Source organism: Coprococcus sp. AF16-22 (assembly GCF_003461545.1).
In the GTDB taxonomy this organism is placed as follows: Bacteria; Bacillota; Clostridia; order Lachnospirales; family Lachnospiraceae; genus Coprococcus; species Coprococcus aceti.
This window is the reverse complement of the sequence record NZ_QTXH01000002.1, coordinates 287267-310065: the sequence shown is the minus strand read 5'-3', so window position 1 is coordinate 310065 and position 22799 is coordinate 287267. Positions and strand designations below refer to the sequence as shown.

Below are 22799 nucleotides of genomic sequence, written 5' to 3'. Positions count from 1 at the left end.
TATTTGTATTATTCCAGATCGTGATCTGTATATCCTACAGGCTCATTCCACCGTCAACCTTGATGACCTGTCCTGTTATATATGATGCCTTGTCCGAAGCAAGGAACGCTGCTGTCTCAGCGATGTCTGATACTTCACCAAGTCTCTTGACTGTGATATGGTCAAGCATAGCCTCCTTTGCCTTGTCTGAGAGTGCATCTGTCATGTCTGTCTTGATGAATCCAGGAGCGATGGCGTTCGCTGTGATTCCACGGCTTCCGAGCTCCTTGGCTATAGACTTGGTGATACCTATAACTCCAGCCTTGGATGCTGCGTAGTTCACCTGTCCTGCATTTCCCTCTATACCTACTACGGATGACATGTTGATGATACGTCCGTACTTCTGCTTCATCATGGTTCTGTACACATGCTTGATACAGTTGAATGTACCCTTGAGGTTGATATTGATAACATCGTCGAAATCAGCCTCCTTCATTCCAAGTACAAGATTGTCTCTTGTGATTCCCGCATTGTTCACGAGAATATCTATTCTTCCATATGTAGCAACTGCGAACTTCATGAGTGCCTCTGCCTCAGCGAAATCTGCCACATTTGCCTTGAAAGCCACTGCCTCTCCGCCTGCTGCCTTGATCTCCTCAACCAGGCTGTTTGCACGCTCCTCTGAGCCATTGAAGTTTACTACTACCTTTGCGCCATATCCGGCAAATGTCTTTGCTATCTCACGTCCGATACCTCTTCCGGCACCTGTTACTACTGCTACCTTATCCTTAAGCATTCAGTTCCTCCAATTTCGCTAAATCGTCTACAGTTGCAATATTTATACTCTTTACCTCTCTGTTGATCTTCTTCATGAAGCCTGTGAGAGTCTTGCCTGGGCCAACCTCGATAAATGTATCAACGCCGTCAGCTATCATGTTCTCTATTGTCTGCTGCCATCTTACTGATGAGTACACCTGTCTCTTCAGGAGCTCCTTAACCTTTGCTGCGTCTGTGATCTCCTCTGCGTCTGCATTGCAGTAGTAAGGAGCAAATCCCTCTGCAACATCCACGCCCTGAAGGAAGTCGTAAAGTTTCTCACCTGCAGGCACAAGCATCTGTGAGTGGAATGGACCACTTACGTTAAGTGGGATAACTCTCTTGGCTCCAGCCTCTGCAAGTGCTGCTGATGCTGCCTTAACAGCCTCTGCCTCACCTGATATAACGATCTGTCCAGGACAGTTGTAGTTTGCTATCTGTACCTTGCCAGGTGTGTTCTCACATATCTCGGCAATCTTGTCAGCGTCCATTGCTATGACTGCTGCCATTCCGCCCATTCCGAGAGGTACTTCGTTCTGCATAAGGATACCTCTTCTTCTAACTGTCTTGATGCCGTCAGCGAGAGTCATGGCTCCTGCTGCAACAAGTGCGCTGTACTCACCGAGTGAGAGTCCTGCAAATACATCAGCCTTGAGACCTGCGTTCTTCAGGTGCTCATATATGGCAACCTCTGCAGCAACCATGGCCGGCTGTGTGTACTCTGTCTTGTTGATGTCATCGTTCTCCTCGAAACAGATCTTCTTAAGCTCTATATCCAGAACGTCATCTGCCTCGTCAAATACCTTCTTGCTGTCCTCAAAACTGTCATAAAAATCCTTTGCCATGCCCACATACTGTGCGCCCTGACCTGGGAATATAACTGCTGTCTTACCCATTTCTTTTTTACCGCCTTTATTATATTTTGTAATTGATTTACATTCGCATATCATTGATGTCTGTCTGTACTGGATTTTATCAACCATCTCTCATGCTACATCCAGAAGCCAAGTCAACCATCCCTTATTATAGAACAGGGCTCCGCAAATCGCAAGGTCAAGAATTAATACTGCGTTAATACTTCAGCTTGCTCCGCACTTCGTAATGCCGGATTTTTTCGAGCGAGCTCGAAAATCCGGCATCGCTTGGCGGTGTATTAACGCATAAAAAAAGCACATGCCATCAAGCCCCACGGCTCAAAGCATCTGCTGTAAATCAACTCTCATATAATATATATAACCTTGGATGGTCAGTCAGGACTCATGTCCTGGCTGGCTACCAAAGTTATGTCATGTCCGATACATGACAACTTTGAATAACAAATGTATTCAAAACAGTCCAATCTGTTCAGTTAGCAATATTACTCCTCAACACCCTTGCTCTTAAGGTAGTTAAGTACGTCCTCAAATGTAGCTACGTCATCGAGCTCCTCAGCAGGGATCTCAACATCGAACTCATCCTCAAGCTTCATAACGATCTCGTAAAGATCAAGTGAATCAACACCAAGATCATCCTTGAAGTTTGTGTCAAGCTTCATCTCGTCCTGTGAAACTCCTAACTGCTCCTCGAATATTGCCTTAACCTTATCAAACATGTTCTAATCCTCCTAAACTATAGTAAATGTTACCATTATCCTCACGGACGCTTATACTATAACCTAAGGCTACAGTAAAGTCAACACGAAGATTTTCATTGTTTTTTCGCTTATTTTTCAGCGTCAGACTTGATCGCACCTGTCTCATATATGAACTTAACTGTGCTCTTTGTACCATCGATCGTACCTGTGAAACTTGTGTAAGTTGTATCGTCTGAGAAGAGTGCCTCTATATAATCAATGTCTGCCTGATAGTTGCCTGCAAACAGCTTTGTGATCTTCTTGATACCCTCTTCGTTGAACTGCTTCATTCCATCGCTGAGAGTCTTTGAACCTGTTACAAGCTCCTTTGCTCCGTCATCCAGAGTCTTGCTTCCGCTGTCAAGCTGTGATGCTCCATCACTGAGGGTCTTTGCTCCTGCTGCGATCTGGCCTGCACTTGAATCAAGAGTTCCTGCCGCTGTCTTTAACTGGCTGCTTCCATTTGCCAGTGTTAAGCTTCCCTGATACAGTGTGTTCATATTTGTTGATATTGTAGCTGCTCCATCGCTGAGAGTCTTTGTACCCTTCTTGAGTGCTGCCGCACCTCTTGAGAGATCTCCGGTTCCCTTTGCGATTGCCTTGACACCTGCATATGCGGAATCGATTCCTGTTGAAATGCTTGAAGCACCGTCACTGATGGTCTTGAGTCCTGTTGACAGCTCGCCCATCTTGGTATCCAGTGTCTCAGCACCCTGCTGTAATGCTGTTATCTGTGCTGTTGTCTCCTCTGAAGTCAAAGTAGCTGTGAGGGTCGTTCCTATCTGATCGATCGCATTGAGAGCACCCTTTGCCTTTGCAAGGCCTGTGTACTGTGCAAAATATGCATCGTATGTTCCATCGCCCTTTGCCGCATCCAGAGTAGTCTTACCTAGTGCAAGTGCTCCTTCAAGCTGTGACATAGCCGCATCTATTCCGGCCTCGCTTGTTATGGAACCGCCGAGCTGGCTGTATACATTTGACTGAGCCTGGCTTACGATCTGTGATGGCATTCCTGTCAGCATGGTGATCAATGTGTTCACACCATTATTGAGCTCTGTAGCGCCCTTTGCAAGTGCCTGTGAACCTGCATATGCATTGCTTGCTCCTGATGCCAGTGAGCTTGCGCCCTTGGAAAGTCCAGGATTGCTGTCTGTTCCCTCAAAGCCTGCCTGAAGTTCCTTTGCACCACTGTTCAGCTTGTCAGCTCCGCTCTTGAGTGTGCCAACGCTTGTATCGACTGTCTTTGCTCCTGTTGCCAGTGTCTTTGCACCATCGTTGAGAGCTGATGAACCATCCTTTATAGACTTGATTCCATCGTCCAGAGTTCCCATGGCTGTTGATATCTGTGAAGTACCTGCTGCAAGCTGGCTTGTGTAAGTCTCAAGTGAAGCTGCACCGTCTGCCAGTGTGTCAGCGCCCTTCTTCAGTGAGTAAGTACCATCCTTCAGAGTCTCCAAACCATTTGTGATCTTTCCTGAACCCTCCTCGAGCTGATCTGCAGAATCACCGAGCTGACCTACGCTGTCTGTGAGTGAGCTCACATCTGCCTTGTCCTCAACCTCGTCTATGGCATCCTCTGCGCTTGATCCAAGAAGGTCACTTGCTGCAACCGTCATGGTCATTGAGAGCTCGAAGTCTGTGACATCCGCTGTAACCTCAACATAATCAGGTACATCTATGTTATCAAGTGCTGTCTCTATCTTGCTGTCATTTATACCATCCTGTAAGCACTGCTTGAATCCAGGAACTGCATATCCGACTACGATCTGGTTGCTTCCCTCTGAGATGACCTTACCATTCTCAACCTGAACGTTTGAGAACTTATCTACAGGAAGGATCATTCCTGAGAGCATTACAAATGGTGAGATGACCTCTGTATTCTTGCTGTCCACTGTGACTGTCTTCTTGGTGTTGTTGGTATAATCAAATCTGATGGTGACCTTACCGCTCTTGCCTGCAAGCTCTGAAGGCTCTATCTCCTCGCCGTCCAGCTTGTATGTTACCTTTACGTCAACAGGGAGCTCCTCATTTGACTTGCCCTGATAGTAGATATCTGATCCATTTGCAGCCCATGTTATAGTGCCATCGCCGTTGTCCTTGTATTCCTCATAGCCCTTCACGTTCTGGATGTCTGTGAGGTTTGTCTTGTCGTTGAGTCCCTCTGCACCGTCTGAGTTCTTCAGCCATGTGCTGACTGTAACGTCATTTGCATTTCCATTTGCATCGGCAAGGACATATACTGTCTCTTCCTTGTCTGCGTCAGATGCGCCATCCTTGGATATCTCAGATGTAAGTGCATCCTGAAGTGTGTCTGACTCGCTCTCGGTTGTAGCCTCGGCCTTGTCTGAGGATGAGCTGTCATTTGTATCTCCGCATCCTGTTGCCAGTGATGCCATCATAACTGCTGATAATGCAACACATATATATTTCTTCCATTTGATCATATTATTACCTCTTTTCATAGATTACAAAAGTTCCGTAGTTACATCTGTTTATAACTGCTATGCCTGAGTGGCTGCAGTGTCCTCATCGCTAACCTTCGCTGATGGTCCATCCATCAGGTTCTTCCTGTATCTGAACATGATGACCTTATCGAAGAGCATCAGTGCTGATGGAAGCATCAGGATAACTGCACACATACTTATGAGTGCTCCACGAGCCATAAGTGTACACAGCGCGCTGATCATATCTATATCTGAGTAAAGACCTACGCCAAATGTTGCAGCGAAGAATGAAAGTGCGCTGACAACTATGGACTGTACTGACTCCTGGCATGCTGTTGCCACGGCGTCAAACTTTCTGTATCCGTTCAGTCTGTTTCTCTTGTACTTCGTTGTCATCAGTATGGCGTAATCAACCGTCGCGCCGAGCTGGATAGTACCGATAACTATTGAAGCTATGAACGGTATCTCTGTTCCGGTGAAGCAAGGGATACCCATGTTGATGAATATCGCAAACTCTATGACTGCCACAAGTACGATTGGCAGTGATATTGAACCGAATACACAGAGGATGATGATGAATATCGCTCCGATGGATACTGTACTTACAGATGCGAAATCCTTATCTGTTATAGTGATAAGATCCTTTGTACAAGGAGCCTCACCAACCAGCATGTTCTTCTCGTTGTATGAATCGATGGTATTATTGATCTCTGTACACTGATTGTTAACCTCATCTGAAGCAACCTCATACTCTGATCCGACGAGTATCAACTGCCAGTCATCGCTCTTGAGCGCCTCTGTGACATCTGAAGGTATGAAGTCGGTTGGAATACCTGCTCCAATGATGCTGTCAAGTCCGAGACAGAACTTAACTCCATCGATGTTCTCGATATCTGACATCATGTTTCTTGTGTCCTTGTCACTCTGATCATTTGTGACAAGTATCATATGTGTTGAATTCATGTTGAATACCTCAGCCAGCTCTGTGTTGGCCTGAACACTCTCCAGACTGTCTGGAAGTGATGAATCCAGCTTGTAATAAACCTTTGTATGATTGTATCCGTATATTGCAGGGATCAGGATGATCACGAACAATACAAGGAATACTTTGTAGTGCTTAGCTATGAATTTTCCTACTCCCTTGAACTCTGGAAGTATTACTCTGTGTGTTGTCTTCTCTATCGCCTTGTCAAATACAAGGATGAGTGATGGAAGTATCGTTACACATGCGATAACTCCGAGTACGACACCCTTTGCCATGACGATACCAAGGTCAAGTCCGAGGGTAAAGCTCATGAAGCACAGTGCAACGAATCCGGCAACTGTTGTTATGGAACTTCCCACAACTGATGATATTGTCTCTGCGATGGCGTGTGCCATAGCCTCTTTCTTATCCGTGTATTCTTTCTGCTGTGCCTTGTAGCTGTGCCACAGGAATATGGAGTAATCCATTGTAACTCCGAGCTGAAGTACCGCAGCCAGCGCCTTTGTTATGTATGATACCTGACCCATGAAGATATTTGATCCAAGGTTGTACACGATCGCCATTCCTATACTTGTAAGGAAGAGTACCGGGATCATGATAGAGTCCATTGTGATCGCCAGTATGATACTACTCAGGATAACCGCTATAAGTACGTATATCGGGGTCTCCTTCTCTGACAGCTTCTTGGTATCGACGACAACCGCTGACATACCGGACAGGAAGCACTGCTTGTTTGATATGCTTCTTATCTCCTCGATGGCATCCATTGTGCCGTCCGCCGATGTGGTATCATCAAATATGATGGCCATCATGGTGGCATTCTTTTCGTCATTGTTAAATGCATCATAAAGGCTTTCAGGAAGCATATCCTTTGGTACTGACAGGTCTGCAAAGCTGTCATACCATATAACCTTTGATACATGGTCTACTTTTTCAATCTTTGATTTCAGTGCGGATACATCTTTGTCTTCCATCCCCTCTACCACATACAGTGAGAAGGCTCCTGTACCGAACTGGTCAACCAGTATATCCTGACCTTTCATGGTCTCGATATCCTTCGGAAGATATGACAGAATATCGTAGTTTACCTTGGTCTTGATATAACCGTATGCCGCTGGTATGAGAAGAACTAAGCTGAGAATCAGTATTACGACCCTCGCACTTACTATCTTTTCTCCTAGTTTTAACATAGCCATAACATCTCCTTTTTCTATTCTGTGGTGGATTATACAACCTGATATTTCTTAAATAAACTACCCAAAATACGAAAACGTTTACATTTTGTTACAAATATGCTAATCTGTAACAAACGTTTGAACACATATTCAAAATTGATTATAAACAAATTATAAACTGAGGGAGGTTTGGGAAAGTGCCTAATCCAAGCGAGGAAAAGACTGAAGATAAAATTATCAAAAGCTTCAAAAAGCTTGTAAACGAATATTCCTTTGATAAGATCACTGTCACGATGATCGCTGAAGACGTCGGAATATCAAGACCGATATTCTACAGATATTTTAAAGACAAATATGAGCTGATGGATTACATGCTCTACAATGAGGTGACCAAGGAACTGGAGGTACTGCTTGAGCACAACATGATCCTTGAGGCCATAAAATATCTCTTCACACACATTATTAATGAAGCGAAGCTTTACAGAAAGCTTTTTGAGACAACCGGGCAGAACAGCTTTGAGCAGGTCATGATCGAACAGTTCACCAGTTTCTTCAAGGAACACCTGAAGATATTTGACACGGATCAGATTCCTGACAATCCTATGCTGTCTCCTCTTATTATATGTAAGTATTTGGTAATGGGTCTCACCGTTGCCATCAAGGGATACCTGAACAGCCCGGAGATCACGAGTATCAACGTGGATCAGGCTGTGGAGGCTTATTACTTCCTGGTGTCACACTCCATATTCGAACTTACCAAGGAGAATTTCCGGCCGAAGCTGTTCCAGGCGGTGGATCGAAATTACATTACGCTGCCTCCAAAGAATTGATTGGCGGATGCCCATGGGTGCTGAGACGGACGCCCATAGGTGCTGACGAGGGATTGTGCCCATCCGGGAAAGCGCAAAAAGCCTACACGGTGGTGTAGGCTTTTTATTATGCTTTCCCGGAGGTAATCTACTTTTTCATTAACACCTATGGGCTGGTTTTTTATAGCATTAAATTACACTATATGTCATTTAATATTTTCATAATTATACAATTCCTCCTTATTCCTTCTTTTCCGTTTACTTCTATGTTTTCGCTACATGATGCATTCTGATTTTACTTCCGGCAGTTATTGGAAGCATGTGGAATTACAAAACTTGAAAATACAGGTTGCCAGTTACATATACATACGTCCTTATACCTCTTATCATTTAGCCTCTGACTGTAATCTGGCTTGATATATCTCGTTATTTCGGATGATCTCGTCAGCGGTGCACGGCATGTAGTTGTTGATCATGCAGCCTACATTGTAAGCACGTCCCTGGCCGGTCATGAATCTGTACACTTCAGGACTGCTCTTGTGGATATGTCCATAGAAATGGTATGCCCCGCTTTTCTTCTTATTCCACTCAGCTATCGGAAAGTGACACATAACTATCAGCTTACCTCTGTCGCTCACATAGTCCATCTTCTGTATATCGTCGAAGTAGGACTGCAGCTTCTCACTTCCCATTATTACCTGATCGTGATTGCCAAGGATGAGGCGCTTGTGTCCTTTAAGTCTTGCAAGGATCGGCTCCGGATCTTTCAATTTAAAGCAGAAATCCCCGAGAATATACACTGTATCATTCTTTCCTACCCTGCTGTTCCAGTTATGTATCATTCCATCAGCCATATCATCCACATCTGTAAATGGTCTCTCATCAAATTTTATAGCATTTGCATGTCCAAAATGAAGATCTGACGTATAAAATATCATACAATATCACCTCTCATTCCTACTCAGCGTACCATGTAAATATATGCAGCAGCCTGGATAATTTTCTATGTCTGGCTGCTGCCATGATATAACATAACCCGTCAAACATTCACCGTGTTATCTCTTATGATCACCTATATCAGGCTATCGCCTTCCGCCTGCTTCATGTCATTATAAAACCATCTTCTAAGCGTGCATATATCCCTCGGAACATTTGCGGGATCCTCTGTATCGTGAAGCTTTCTCACCCACGCATAGTACTCATTTGCAAGAGGGGTGGTGAGTGCCGATGTCTTCTTGATATATCCGTTTCTGATAGCCTCATGGGATATTGTCCTCATAAACTTCCAGAAATTGTAGTATGCAAGCTTGAGCTTTGTCATATATCCGTCGCTGTCCTCGATGACAAACCCCTCTATGACTCTGCCGTTATACTCGTAATCATCCTCAAGGATATCATAATACCAGTCATAGAACTCCTGCCAGGTTGCAAGCTCGCAAGCCTTCTTCTTTGGTGTCAGGCCGAACCGGTGGGCTGTATCACACATCGCATCGTAATCATACTTTGCATAGTTTATCTGGTTGTAAACTATATCAAGCAGATACAGATTGCTCTCCGGGTACTCTATGATGTGAGGATCATGCTTCATATCAACACACTCAAATACAAATGTCACATTATTGTCCTTCGCAAACCGCTTCATATTCTCTATATTCTCCAGTGTCACCTTCTCATATATCATATCCTTCAGCCAGCCGGCGAATGGTCCCTCTATGGTGGATTTGCTCGCTATCAACAAATCGTCGTTGTACTCATCGTAGCTCACGAGTCCCGGGAAACCGTTCTCCTTGACATAGGCAGTCACCGGAAACTGCAGCTTATTCTGCAGCATATCAAACTTTGTCTCAGGGCGCTCATTGATATTAAAGAACTTGTCATACGCCCTCGCTGCGACTCTTCCCTTGAATGTGTCAATGTACAAGCCCCTTGCTCTTGTGGTCTGCTCATCCCACACCCTGTCATTGAATGCCTTGCTCGTGAAGTTGAATGACGAAATATTGCCAAATGTCTTCTCCTGTATGTACCTGTTCCCCCGCAAGGAGATGATCACATCTGCAACAGAGCTTGTGGTAACGGTCTGTTCCTCCTGTATCTCAGGTGCCTTGAACACATCATTGTGGATCTCCACCTCATGGATTCCATCAGCATCCACCCGAACGCATCTGAGTTCCCCGCCATACTCGACTCTGCCCTCAAGGTTGAACACTCTGTCATTCACCCGCACCGGGAGCAGCTTGGTGTTCCTGTGTCCATGGATCTGATAGTAATTCGCCGGCATCTTCCCGTAGAATGTCTCTGCGATCTTCTCGAAATCATTGTAAGCTCCGACTCCATGTATCATCTGATCAGTTGCCACAAATGTGAGATTGTCGGGAATCACACTGAGTCCCGCATGGGTCACCAGATATACATTATCACCGTAGCTATAGTAAGCACACTGTCCAAACCTTCTGTAAAGCTTCCGCACCTCCTTCTTGTCGATTCCGGAAGCATCGAGGATTGGTCTTGTCACAAGCTCAAACTCCTTCGACCTGCCGGTGCAGTCATTTGCCCACAGCCACAGCCATCTCTCGTGATTGCCCTCAAGCATGAGAACATTCTTCCTGTCCATGATAGATATCAGGAAATTTACAACCTCCGCATTCTCCACGCCTCTGTCGATATAATCACCTGTAAATATATAGAACTCATCATCCTTTATACCGCCATTGTCATCCAGATACTTCATCAGCGCTGTATAGCATCCGTGAACGTCCCCGATGTGATGGATCCTCTTATACTGGGAGAAATCCCTCTTCTTCATCCAGATGCTGTCAAGCTCGTCCGGCTTTATGACCGTGATTCCCGAAGGGATCTTTTGTGTGGCAAAGCGGGAGTACATCTTGTCAATAACGTCATCTGATACCCTCTTGAACTCCTCCCTCCCGGCATTTCTTCTCTTCACCTCTTCTATAGGTATATCTGTAAAATCTACACAATACATTCTGTATCTGTACGTCTCACACATATTCTTATATCTGTTCATCTCCGAAGTCTTGGAATTCGTGGCATCTATCACCGTAAATTCGCCCTTCTGCATGCGGATCTCAAGGAGGCTGAACAATGTCTTCCACACCGTACCATCATTGTTCTGACTGATTCCTCTCGTACCATCCACCTGCAGCACCGGACTCTGACAAAGCAGTCTGATGTCGTCCGCTGAAAGTGTGTATGGTTTTAATCCATTCTGCTCGATCCATGTAGATTTGCCACAACCGGCAGATCCCCTAAGCAAAAGCAATACTCTCATATTCTATCTGCCTCCTTCTTTACAATACTATTTTGTCCAATATACCCTATCTCCCTATATTTTTCACCCAACCTGTAGTTTAATCTATCTGTTTTCTAAATTGTGTTTCTTGGATCGTTACAAAGTCATGGACAAACATAGAATTCGGCTCGCCGCAGATTTAGACGATAACACGGGCAAGCAATTCCATTTTCAATCCATTTTCTGTGCAAGCATTACTCTTGCAAATAAAAAAGCTCCCCGGCAAATGATTCTTTCAATAACATCATTCGTCCAAAGGAACTTTTTTATATTTTTATGTCATATATCTTTGTCTTGTATATCTTTGTCTTCCGGCCATCAGGCACGAACAAGCACCATCGCACTCATCTTCGGAGCTTTGATCGTGAGTACGTTGTGCTCCACCATGAAATCCTGTGGCTCCAGTGTATAGCCCTCTTCATTTGTCAGCATGACTCTTCTGAGTATCGAGTGGTTGTACACACCTATCTGACGGATATGAAGCTTCAGATCCACATCCTCATAGTTGGTGTTCATGATGACTACCACCTGCTTGTTGTCAGTAAATCTTCCATAGCAGAGTATCTTGTGTCCGCCATGGAGATATAATACAGAACCTGACTTAAGCGCCTCGTACGACTTGTGTATTCTTATCATGTCCTTGTGGAACTGTATCAGCTCCTTGTCCTCATGTCCCCATGGGTAAGTTCTTCTGTTGTCTGGATCTGTCCATCCGCACACACCGGCCTCATCGCCATAGTATATGGTAGGAGCGCCCGGCCATGTCATCTGGAATACGACAGCCTGTCTGAATATACCCTTGTCCACGCCCTGATCGGCGGCATCCGCTCCCATGGTGTGAAGTCGTCCGACCTTTCTGTTGGTTCTCGTGAGGAATCTGGAATGGTCGTGGTTGGACAGCTCATTCATGGACACGTCTATCGATGGTCTCAGGAATCTGGACATATGGTAGTTCATCGCACCCTTGAACGCATCGTAATTACCCAGAAGGTCTCCGCGGAACTCATCGCTGTGCTTCTCAACACCGCAGAGAAACCATGTGATAGGCTCCATGAACGCATCGTAGTTCATGACTGTATCCCACTGGTCGCCCTTCAGCCAGCTCTTCGGATCACCATAGTGCTCCGCCAGAATGATGGCATTTGGGTTGGCCTCCTTTACATTTCTCCTGAACTCACGCCAGAACTGGTGGTTGTACTCAGGTGAATGGCCCAGATCCGCCGCCACGTCAAGTCTCCATCCATCCGCATTGTATGGAGGTGACACCCATTTTCTCGCTATCTTCATGATGTACTCAACCAGCTTCGGCGAGTCCTCATAGTTGAGCTTTGGAAGAGTGTCATGTCCCCACCAGCCATCATATGTTGTATTGTACGGCCATGCATTGTCATTGTAAAACTTGAAGAAAGTGTTGTAAGGGCTGTCCTTCGATACAAACGCACCCTTCTCGTAGCCCTCCTGATTCTCGTATATACACTCCCTGTCCATCCATTTGTTGAATGAACCACAGTGGTTGAACACGCCATCCAGGATGACCTTCATGCCACGCTTGTGTATCTCCTCAACCAGCTCGGCAAAGAGCTGATTGCTGGCCTCAAGATTCTTTTTATTTGTAACTCTGTTGATATATCTCGACGACTGCTTGTTCTCAAGGCATCCGCCCGGAAGGCAGTCACCCTCATCGTCAACTATTCTTCCATAGTGGGGATCAACGTAGTCGTAATCCTGTATATCATACTTATGGTTGGATGGTGATACGAATATAGGGTTCAGATATATTACATCCACTCCCAGATCCTGCAGATAATCAAGCTTATCCTTGACACCCTGGAGATCTCCGCCATAGAAACGTCCCACATCCATGGTGCTCGGCCTCTGATTCCAGTCCTTTACCTGAACTGAACCGGTACCTATATATGCGTACTCATTATCCAGCACATCATTGGAAGTATCCCCGTTGCAGAACCTGTCCACAAATATCTGATAAAATACCGCACCCTTTGCCCACTCCGGCACCTTGAATCCCGGACATATCTCAAAGTCGTACTCTCTGTCGTTCTGCTTCGTAGGTCCCAGCTTGTCATAAAAGCATGTGACCCTTCCCGAATGTATCTCAAAATGATATCTTATGAATGGCAGACCTCCAGGTATCGTTGCGGTATAAAAGTCAAATATTCTGTTGGAACTTTCCTTTGTCATCTGTATCTTTTCTTCATTATATATAAGGAACACTTCATCCACATTATCGGCTGTAGTCCTGAATCTGACATTCACATCCTGATCCACATCCGGCTCCTGTGGGCTGACATAATATTTGCTTCCGTCCGCAAACAGTCCGCCTTTATTTAGTATGGGCTTTACATTATATACATAATCATGTATCTTCTGCCCATTGGTCTTCTTTTCCACCATACAATAAAATCTCCCTTGCACATACTCTTTTTTATATTAATACTTTTCGGGAGATTAGGCAACAAGATAAAACATATATTAGCTGCAAATATACAGCAGGAATCGCCTCATATCAGACCATCCTGCCCAATTTCTGTTTTCACCAAAAGTAAAAGAGACAGTCACCGAACGACTGTCTCTTTTGGAGAAGGTATTTTGTTACTTTTATGGGGTGTAGCCAAAACTATATAATGTATTGGGGGTTACAAGTATTATTATATACAAATCCCGTCAAAAGTCTGCCCAAACATTTTTTTATTTGGCAAATGTCATTGTGCAATATCACAATACATTTCCTGAATATTACCTGATTTTTACTTTTTATTGTTCACATTAGACAAAACACCGGGCATTTTCTAAAAACCGCGTCTCTTCAGATCACTCACAAGCTCCACATAGAATTCCCTCACATCAAATGTATCTATATTTTCCCTGTTCAGGTCTATCACGTCTCCGTGGGAGATTCCACGCCTGCCCTGAGGCTTCAGATATATGAAGTTTGAGCCCCATTTGAAAGATTCATATCCGACAAGTCCATCGTTCTCACCATCAAACTGCTTTACGAATGCGTTGGTGGTGTTGAGCGGGAAGCGTCCGCCGGAAGGCTTCTTCATACATGAACCCGTGCTCTGTATGTATACCCCCTGCGGATCAGGGAGCTCTCTGTTCAGGTTTTCACACGCTGATGCCGTGAGATCCGTCACCGCAGCTATGAAGTCCGGGTTTGTGTCACCCAGCTTCTTGAGTGCAGAATTGTAGGCATTTGCCACGGTCTGCTGCTGTTTCTCCGGTATCTTGCCCAGAAGATAATCCGCAAATTCGCATCCCCTGTGCGGAGTGTTAATCGTTGTGAGTGATGCTACATAAGGGGCCATGCCGAGCTTCGATATGGCATATCTGCTGTCAAGGCCTCCCTTGGAATGGGCTATGATATTCACCTTCCCGCATCCTGTTTCCTTCAATATCTGCTGTATCCTGTCAGCTATCTCCCGTCCGGAGTCAGCCACAGATGCGGCGGACTGATGGTTTCCGTAGAATATGGTCGCACCATTCGCCTCAAGTGCCGCAGGGATCCTTCCCCAGTAATTCAGATACCTGAAATCCCTGAAGAACACTCCGTGTACCATGAGTATTGGATATCTGGTGGCGCAGACCCGGTCAGCCTGTCTTGCCTTATCCTTTATAATCTTCTCGTTCTCCAGAACCGTCTCACCTGATGCCAGACTTATCAGCTTGCCAAGGACTATCAGATGTACCACCGGAATCCAACCGCACAGTATACCGATCACTCTCCATTTGATACCGAGCTGCCTGGATGACACATATATCCTTATTATTCCAACCCAGAATGTGACCGCCAGTACAGCCACCGCCGTGAGTATGTACAGAACCCAGTTCTTCCATGTCCACGCACCAACATCTATCACATGCACCAACATTAGTATCAGCACAGCCACAGACATGACCGTTGCCGCCAGGAAAGAATACAGATTCTCGCATCCCCTCTGACACCTTCTGATACCCTTAGACTGTATATTCTTCAGACCGAGAAGCGGCATCGCGGTCAGCAGTACATATACTGCTATGAACACCACAACTATAAGCGGCATGAGTGGTATATTCCACTCCGGACACCTTGCCAGCAGATATACATTTGCCAGCAGGAACGGTATCACCGCATTTATCCCTCTCTTTATTATCTTCATCCCTTGTTCTCCCTTCCGTCATATATCCAACATAAGCCAAATGCCCGCAAGAAAACTGCGGGCATCTGTATTGTCTTTATATATTACTGTTTGTCTGTCTGAGTCTCAGCTTTCTGCTCTGCAACAGCATTATCTGCTGCATTTACATTCTCTGCTGTACTCTGCTCTGCACCGTTGCTCTGAACATCTGCATCTGCATCCTTAGCATCGTCTCTATCGAACAGTGCTTCAAACTCAGCTCCTGTTATTCTCTCCTTCTCAAGAAGAAGCTTTGCAGACTTGTGAAGAACATCCACATTCTGCTCCAGAATCTCATAAGCCTCCCTGTAACACTCGTCAACGATCTGCTTAACCTCCTCATCTATGGCGGCGGCTATCTTTTCGCTGTATGGCTTGGTATGTCCAAGATTTTTCCCGAGGAATACCTCCTCCTGATCATCGCTCTCATAGTTGATAAATCCAAGATTTTCGGACATTCCATACTTCGTAACCATGGATCTTGCATAACCGCTGGCCATCTTGATATCCTGTGAAGCACCCGTGGTAAAATTGCCAAATATGATCTTCTCTGCAATTCTTCCGCCCATGCTAACTTTTATCTCGTTGAGCAAATGCGCTTTAGTAATATATTCCTGATCACCCTGTGGAAGCGGCATGGTATATCCTCCGGCTCCGGTACCTGTAGGTATGATAGACACAATATGCACCGGGCCAACATATGGAAGGAGATGGACCAGTATCGCATGTCCCGACTCGTGATATGCCGTGATTTTACGATCCTCCTCGGAGACCACATGGCTCCTCTTCTCACCACCGACTCCAACCTTGATATATGATTTGTCGACATCTTCCTTATTGATATATTCCCTGCCGGCCTTCGCAGCAGAGATCGCAGCCTCATTCATCAGGTTCTCAAGATCAGCTCCCGAAAATCCGGCTGTTGTTCTGGAGATCTCGTTGAGATCAACATCTTCTGCCAGAGGCTTGTTCGCAACATGAAGCTTGAGGATTTCCTCTCTGCCCTTGATATCAGGAGGATTGACAGATATCTTTCTGTCAAAACGTCCCGGACGGAGGATCGCTTTATCCAGTATGTCCACACGGTTGGTAGCTGCAAGAACTATGATTCCCTCATTCGCTCCGAATCCATCCATCTCTACAAGGAGCTGGTTCAGAGTCTGCTCACGCTCGTCATGTCCACCGCCAAGTCCTGTACCTCTCTGTCTGGCAACGGCATCGATCTCATCTATAAATACGATACATGGTGCGTTCTTCTTTGCCTGTGCAAAAAGATCTCTCACTCTCGCTGCACCGACACCGACGAACATCTCCACGAAGTCTGATCCTGAAATACTGAAGAACGGAACCCCCGCCTCTCCTGCTATGGCCTTTGCCATGAGTGTCTTACCTGTTCCAGGAGGGCCGACAAGAAGAACTCCCTTCGGTATACGTGCACCGACCTTGATGAATCTGCCCGGGTTCTTGAGGAAGCACACTATCTCTTCGAGATCCTCTTTCTCCTCACTGAGACCGGCAACATCGTCAAATGTTATTTTCTTCTTATTATTTTTCTTATCTTCCTTCTCTTTCTCATCAGGCTCTGTCATTTTCGCCCTGCTCTTGCCAAAGTTCATCATCTGGCCTCCACCGCCCTGTGATGATCTCACGAACAGCAGCATGACAAAGAACATGACGATCATGACAAGGGCATACGGAATTATCACACTCCATATGCTCGTCTTCTCCACATCGTTCAGGCTGCATCTGGCAACGACCTTCTTATCGTCATCCGAGCTTACGGTCGCATTATACTTGTCCACACTTGCCTGATAGTCGTTATAAATCTTCACGACATCATTGACATCTGTGGAATAAAATGCAAGAGTCTTTCCGTTGGTGAACTGCACCTGAACTACCGCCGTAGGAATCTCTGCATTTGGCTGTATCGACAATGCCAATATCTTGCCATCATCCAAATCCTCTGTCAGATCTGTGTAACTGTAAGTGGTGGTCACTTCAATCTTGTCGCTCTGCATCCATCTGTTTATGAGGATGAAAGCAACTATCAGGATCAACAGATAGATTATCATTCCATTCCTGAATTTTCTCTTATCCATATTTTCCATGTATATGCTCCTTAATCAATATATTACTGCTCTATAACACCTATATATGGAAGGTTTCTGTACTTCTGGGCACAGTCAAGGCCGTATCCCACAACAAATCTGTCAGGGATCTCAAAACCTGTCATATACAGCTCAACCGGGATAACTCTTCTGTCCGGCTTGTCAAGCAGGGTCACAACCTCAAGGCTTGCAGGCTTTCTCTCGCCGAGAAGCTTCACAAGGTATGAAAGGGTTCTTCCCGAATCAAGAATGTCCTCCACAATGATTACATCCTTTCCCTCTATAGACTCATCAAGGTCCTTGTTCAGCTTGACAATACCTGATGACTTTGTTCCATCGCCATAGCTGCTCACAGACATGAAGTCCATGGTGACCGGACTCTTCATTCTCTTCGCAAGCTCACACATGAAGAACACGCTTCCCTTAAGGATTCCGATCAAATGTATCGTCTTTCCCTCATATGCCTTATCTATGGCTGCTGCCATCTCGCTTATTCTGTTTTCCACCTCACTGCTGCTGAGCATAACACCAATCTGTTCTTTCAACTCTGTTTCCTCCTGTTAAAATTCAACTCAATTATCTTTTGTGTATCTTCTGTCACTTTATAATTCTCGCCAATCCTAAGTCCCACGGCCCACACGACCTCCTGCCCGGATGTCACAAGTGGAATATGACGCCGCTTGTCCACCGGTATCTTACAGTCAGTATACAGACGGTTGAGCTTCTTTCTCGAGCCCGCAGAATTAACGACTATATAATCCCCGTTTTCAAATGTCCGCAACTGCAGACACTGTTTTATTTTACCATAATCAAGAAACTTCGTACACTCTTTTTTTGCAAGATCAAGGGCTTCAGGTCTGTCGTAGATCCTGACCGTAAGCCTTCCCTCACACAGCTCATACTCACCATCACAGGTGATGTCTATGTCCACGCAGCCCGGCAGCCCGCCGTCCTGACAGCTCTGGTCACCGGCGCGGTTCTCACCGCCGGCAAATACCAGTCTGCCGTACTCCAGCCACACCCTCGCACCGGCAGGAAGATTGATCCCCGCCCCGGTGTCAGCCGAGTACAGCTTCGTAACCTCCGACACATGGCTCATGCCGATATCCTTCAGGCCTCCGCACACCATTCCGATGAGCTTTCTTATGACAAGCTCCTGCACGAGCCTGTCCTGCTCCTTGAGAGCCGCCATGTCCAGCTCATATCTCCGGTCAGTGCTGTCTCCGGTCCAGCCACAGCCTTCACTTCTGACATCAATTCCCTGTCCCGTCAGGAAATCATCAACCAGTCCGGCAGCAAGCCGCTCGTAATCAGCCGCCATCATGGCCATCTGGCAAATGTGCTCCATGGCCTGTCCATTTATCTCATTCATAAGGGGAAGTATCCTGTGTCTTATCTTGTTCCTGGTGTAATCATCCTCATTGTTGGTGGCATCCGTACAGTATCTGATCCCCTGCCGGTCAAGATATTCCTCTATGTGGCTCCTGTCGCTCCCCAGAAGCGGTCTCACTATGTGATCCCTCACCGGGGCTATACCCTTTATGCCGCCCATTCCGGTTCCCCTCGCCATGTTGAACAGAACCGTCTCAACCACATCGTTGCGGTTGTGGGCGACTGCGATCACACAGCCCTCATCCGCATATCTGGCACGCATCCTGTCAAATGCATCATATCTTGCATGGCGTCCGGCCTCCTCCACGGTCTGTCCGGCCTGCTCCGCAAGCTTCCTGACATCGATCCTGTAGGAGTCGCATGTGACACCATATTTACCACACAAAGTCTCAACGTAGCTCTGGTCACCATCCGCAGCCTCACCGCGTATCATGTGATTTATGTGTACAACGTGTATATCTATTCCCAGCTCCGCCCTGTGCCTTGCCAGCACCGTGAGCAGGCTCACCGAATCCGCGCCGCCGGACACACCGCACACGCAGTGACTTATACCATCAAACATGTGGTATTTTCTTATATACTCAAGAACATCTTTTTCAAATACATCCATACATTTATCCTTCTGTAAATATCATAATTTCATATTATAGCATAGAGTTACTCAAGCTGCGCTACTTTTCTCAGATCCTGATATCACCGCCGCCATGACCGTCACGTCATCCCGAAGCGACACATCCCCCTGTCCTATCATGGCGCCCAGTATATCATCGACCATCCGTCTGCTGTCACCCACTCTTATTCCCTTAAGCACATCCTGCATGTGATCGGACACATCCATATCCGAGAGCCCATCGCTCACCATGACCACGGCATCCCCCGCCGCAAGTTTCACATCCGCCATGTCGCACTCGGCATCGTCCAGCACGCCCACGGGAAGAGTAGTGCTCGTTATCTGGCGGACCTCATTTCCATCATCGCCCGGGCGTATCACATAGGTCACCGACGCCCCCTGCTTGAAGCTCCTCATGGTGCCGTCGTACATGTCTATGACCACCATATCAAATGTCGTGAATATTCTGCCCTTATTTCTCCTGGACATACATCGATTGGCAAATGCAATGCTGTACTCTGGGGCAAATCCCGCCTCCAGCAGCTCCTCCATGGTGTCCAGCATCATGCAGCTCTCGCAGGAGGCCAGGCTTCCGCTTCCCATGCCGTCAGACAGCATCATCACCAGCCTGCCATCCTCATACTCCTTCACCGAGAAATTATCCCCCGACACCGGAGAGCCATATTTCTTTATCCTTCTGACATGGTAACGCCCCTTGTAACGCGCCGCCTCCTCGTACACGGCAGATCTGTACTCATCGAAGAAAAGGCTCGGCGAATCCATGCCCGCCCTTATATTCTTCCTGAAATACCCACTCAGTACATCAGCCACCTGTCTTGACAGCACCATGCCCTGACCTGACGTTCTTCCCGCCACATAGTATCGGCTCCTGTTGCCACTGTCCATGGATGCCGTGACCCTGACCTCGTCCATCCCCAGCGATCTTATCTGCCCCAGCAGCTTTTCATCGGATATCTCCCTCGCCTCACCTATCAGATCTATCTGTCTCCTGAAGCCATCCACGAGCTCGCCGATCTGTCCCAGGCTTATCGCCGGCTCATCGCTCCCGGCAAATGTATAATCGAGCCGTCTGAACACATTTGCCATATCTTCTATCTTGCAGGCCGTGAGTCTGTTAATCTCCGCAGCAGCCGCCTGAAGACACGCCGGATCTGTCTCCTCGTCCATGGCGCCCAGCAGAGCACCAGGTATACACGCAAACAATACGACCGGAACGGCGATATTTATATAGTAAAATGCAATCTCCCGCCCAGAGCCGTTCCACAGCACTGTTCCATCCGCCACGGAGGCAAGAACGCACCCCAGAACATAGAACAGACTTGCAGACACCTTTCTTCTCCCGGTGAGTGCCCGGCCTATGAGCATGACCAGCGTCACAAGGAGCATCCACATGAGCCACCTGCTGTCATTCAGCTTGACCGACACAATGCTTCCCGCCACCGCCGCCATTCCGCATCCGTACACCGCTCCAGTTCTATACACCGCGTACAATATCAGAACCAGAGCTAGCATAAATGCCGGATTCACACCGTAGATATCCTCACCCGGAACAACCCACAGAACGACCGCCGCCAGCGCCATGAGGCTCACTATGCCCTGACTTATATTCCAGCTCTCATCCCTCTCCACATCCGAGGCATCCCCGCAGATATATGTATATAGAAGTCCAATCCCCGGTTTCAGTATCACACTTGCACACATGAATATCGCAGCCTCCACCACTCCATAAGCTGCAGCCATAAGCATGTTATCCGCATATACCACTATGTTTCCCATAAGCACGGCAGCCGACATGACGACGATCACCCTGACATACGATCCGGAATTTCTGGAGTACACGATCTTCATAAGACACATCGCAAGTCCCAGCAGCACCAGATATTTCTCCGTCACCATCACACCGGAATACACAGGCCCCGGTATCATATACTCATATGCGTGCAACAGCCCTGCTATACCCATAGATCCGGCTGCGACTCCCGCCGCACACCCGATGCAGGTTATCATGTATCTCCCACACACCGCACAGGCCGCCACATACACAGCCAGAACCACCGGGGCTATCCCCCATACCATGCATAAGCCGCTGACCATACACAGAATAGCCACCGCCATCACTCCGACGAACCCATTTACCTTTTCTCTCATCAACATTTTCCCGCCTTCCTGTTCATAGTGACAAGAAGTATATCCGTCAAATGCGCAAAAAAATAGCGAATGCTGAAATCAGCATCCGCTATGTTCTGACTTTATTCCTCAGGCTTTACCACGATCTCGTCAGGATATATGAGACCGAGCTGTGATCTGGCCACATCCTCAACATACTCATCTGTCTGCATATATTTCTCACGCTCTTCAAGCTTCTTATAATCTTCCTTCGCACTGTCAAGCTGTTCCTGAAGCTCCGCCGCCTGAACCTGCAGGCTCTCCTTCTGTGCTTTCAGGCTCTGTGCTTTGTACAGTACAACCACTGCCAGCAATATCAGACAGCTCACAACCAGAACCATTCCAAGCTTCGTTGTGATCTTGTTATTCTTTTTTGACTTTGATCTGCCGACCGTCTTACTCATTAGAAACTCCCCATTCATTACTTTATTACTTGTCTTTTCTTGTAATAATATACAAAAAGTTCGTAGCCAAACGAACATATTGACATAATTTTACTATTTAAGACTAATTATGTCAACGCACTTTTCGCCGTCACATTTTCACATTTTTTGAATCTTGTTTTTTCTTACACAATATATGGTTTGCAATTTTCGAAGCAGCCCAATTTATAGTAAAAAATACAAGTAAAAAACTTGAAAAAAATCCTAAAAAAATATATAGTCTCAGATCTCCGTCACAGCATATGTAACTGACCGCCATAACTACTACACTTAATATCAACCAAAGTGTAATATCGCATATCCACGCCACCGCGCGGCTGTTCCTAAAGAGCTTTGAGATGAACCAGAACAGCGATCCCAGTACACCTGAGCACGCTCCGGCTGCAACACTTATCCCATATCCCCAGAGCTGCCCTGCCGCCATATCGCTCATCACTTGAACAACCCCTTTATAGAAAAAGCACCTTCCTTGTCACCCGAATATATCATGGAGTTGATATTTCCTGTGAGATCCAGTATTCCCTTGTCAAGGTCCAGATTTGTCGCCTGCATATTCTTGCCTATTATCTTGAGTTTCCCCTGCTCGGTCACCAGCAGAACCAGATCAGGATCTATGGATGTGACCTTGCTGATCCCTGTCATGGACAGACTGTTCCTGTTGTCCATGACCACCTTGTGGGTTTTTGCCTTATTAACTTCCCCCATGTTCAGAAACCTTCTCAAGCTATTTAATAAACTATATGAGCCCACAAAA

The 22799-nt window shown here is 46.4% G+C and carries 17 protein-coding genes; 1 reads left to right on the top strand and 16 read right to left on the bottom strand.

The window, feature by feature from the left end; all coding sequences use genetic code 11:
- Nucleotides 1-34: 34 nt before the first annotated feature.
- From fabG to DWW60_RS03990, 5 genes are all read right to left on the bottom strand, one after another.
- Entirely contained in the window at nt 35-775 is a 741-nt protein-coding gene (gene fabG / locus DWW60_RS04010) for a 3-oxoacyl-[acyl-carrier-protein] reductase (protein ID WP_022216988.1), read from the bottom strand.
- Nucleotides 768-1691: an ACP S-malonyltransferase gene (fabD, locus tag DWW60_RS04005; protein ID WP_015534623.1), complete on the bottom strand. Its 924-nt coding sequence runs from the start codon at nt 1689-1691 to the stop codon at nt 768-770. Before fabD ends, fabG begins: the two co-directional genes overlap by 8 nt.
- Before the next feature lie 461 nt (nt 1692-2152).
- Nucleotides 2153-2386, bottom strand: coding sequence for an acyl carrier protein (gene acpP / locus DWW60_RS04000; RefSeq protein ID WP_022216990.1), 234 nt, complete (start codon nt 2384-2386; stop codon nt 2153-2155).
- A gap of 110 nt (nt 2387-2496) precedes the next feature.
- Nucleotides 2497-4851, bottom strand: a complete 2355-nt coding sequence (locus tag DWW60_RS03995) for a hypothetical protein (RefSeq protein WP_117874423.1) — start codon at nt 4849-4851, stop codon at nt 2497-2499.
- Nucleotides 4852-4908: 57 nt separating this feature from the next.
- A complete protein-coding gene (locus DWW60_RS03990) occupies nt 4909-7026 on the bottom strand; it encodes an efflux RND transporter permease subunit (RefSeq protein WP_117874458.1) in 2118 nt (705 codons plus the stop codon).
- Between the two features lie 182 nt (nt 7027-7208).
- Between DWW60_RS03990 and DWW60_RS03985 the strand changes: the two genes are divergently transcribed.
- The gene (locus DWW60_RS03985; RefSeq protein WP_117874422.1) at nt 7209-7841 is read left to right on the top strand and encodes a TetR/AcrR family transcriptional regulator; all 633 of its coding nucleotides are present in this window, start codon (nt 7209-7211) and stop codon (nt 7839-7841) included.
- Nucleotides 7842-8206: 365 nt separating this feature from the next.
- Here DWW60_RS03985 and DWW60_RS03980 read toward each other — a convergent pair whose 3' ends face one another.
- The 11 genes from DWW60_RS03980 to DWW60_RS03930 form a co-directional block, all read right to left on the bottom strand.
- The gene (locus DWW60_RS03980; RefSeq protein WP_022216994.1) at nt 8207-8758 is read right to left on the bottom strand and encodes a metallophosphoesterase family protein; all 552 of its coding nucleotides are present in this window, start codon (nt 8756-8758) and stop codon (nt 8207-8209) included.
- Between the two features lie 134 nt (nt 8759-8892).
- Nucleotides 8893-11109: an RNA ligase gene (locus tag DWW60_RS03975; protein ID WP_117874421.1), complete on the bottom strand. Its 2217-nt coding sequence runs from the start codon at nt 11107-11109 to the stop codon at nt 8893-8895.
- A gap of 339 nt (nt 11110-11448) precedes the next feature.
- Nucleotides 11449-13542, bottom strand: a complete 2094-nt coding sequence (locus DWW60_RS03970; protein WP_015534618.1) for a glycoside hydrolase family 13 protein — start codon at nt 13540-13542, stop codon at nt 11449-11451.
- A 395-nt stretch (nt 13543-13937) separates the two neighbouring features.
- The gene (locus DWW60_RS03965; protein WP_117874420.1) at nt 13938-15287 is read right to left on the bottom strand and encodes an esterase/lipase family protein; all 1350 of its coding nucleotides are present in this window, start codon (nt 15285-15287) and stop codon (nt 13938-13940) included.
- An 83-nt stretch (nt 15288-15370) separates the two neighbouring features.
- Nucleotides 15371-17413 carry an ATP-dependent zinc metalloprotease FtsH gene (gene ftsH, locus DWW60_RS03960; RefSeq protein ID WP_117874419.1) on the bottom strand — a complete coding sequence of 681 codons (2043 nt, stop codon included), beginning with the start codon at nt 17411-17413 and terminating at the stop codon, nt 15371-15373.
- A 23-nt stretch (nt 17414-17436) separates the two neighbouring features.
- Nucleotides 17437-17958, bottom strand: coding sequence for a hypoxanthine phosphoribosyltransferase (hpt, locus tag DWW60_RS03955; protein WP_022216999.1), 522 nt, complete (start codon nt 17956-17958; stop codon nt 17437-17439).
- Nucleotides 17955-19415 carry a tRNA lysidine(34) synthetase TilS gene (gene tilS / locus DWW60_RS03950; RefSeq protein ID WP_117874418.1) on the bottom strand — a complete coding sequence of 487 codons (1461 nt, stop codon included), beginning with the start codon at nt 19413-19415 and terminating at the stop codon, nt 17955-17957. The genes hpt and tilS overlap by 4 nt, the downstream gene beginning before the upstream one ends.
- Nucleotides 19416-19466: 51 nt before the next feature.
- On the bottom strand, nt 19467-21590 hold the full coding sequence (locus tag DWW60_RS03945; protein ID WP_117874417.1) for a SpoIIE family protein phosphatase: 2124 nt from the start codon (nt 21588-21590) through the stop codon (nt 19467-19469).
- Between the two features lie 95 nt (nt 21591-21685).
- Nucleotides 21686-22006, bottom strand: a complete 321-nt coding sequence (locus DWW60_RS03940) for an FtsB family cell division protein (protein ID WP_055145071.1) — start codon at nt 22004-22006, stop codon at nt 21686-21688.
- 130 nt (nt 22007-22136) lie between these two features.
- On the bottom strand, nt 22137-22469 hold the full coding sequence (yabQ, locus tag DWW60_RS13985; protein WP_242859117.1) for a spore cortex biosynthesis protein YabQ: 333 nt from the start codon (nt 22467-22469) through the stop codon (nt 22137-22139).
- A gap of 8 nt (nt 22470-22477) precedes the next feature.
- The gene (locus DWW60_RS03930) at nt 22478-22750 is read right to left on the bottom strand and encodes a YabP/YqfC family sporulation protein (protein WP_055272159.1); all 273 of its coding nucleotides are present in this window, start codon (nt 22748-22750) and stop codon (nt 22478-22480) included.
- Between the last annotated feature and the right edge of the window lie 49 nt (nt 22751-22799).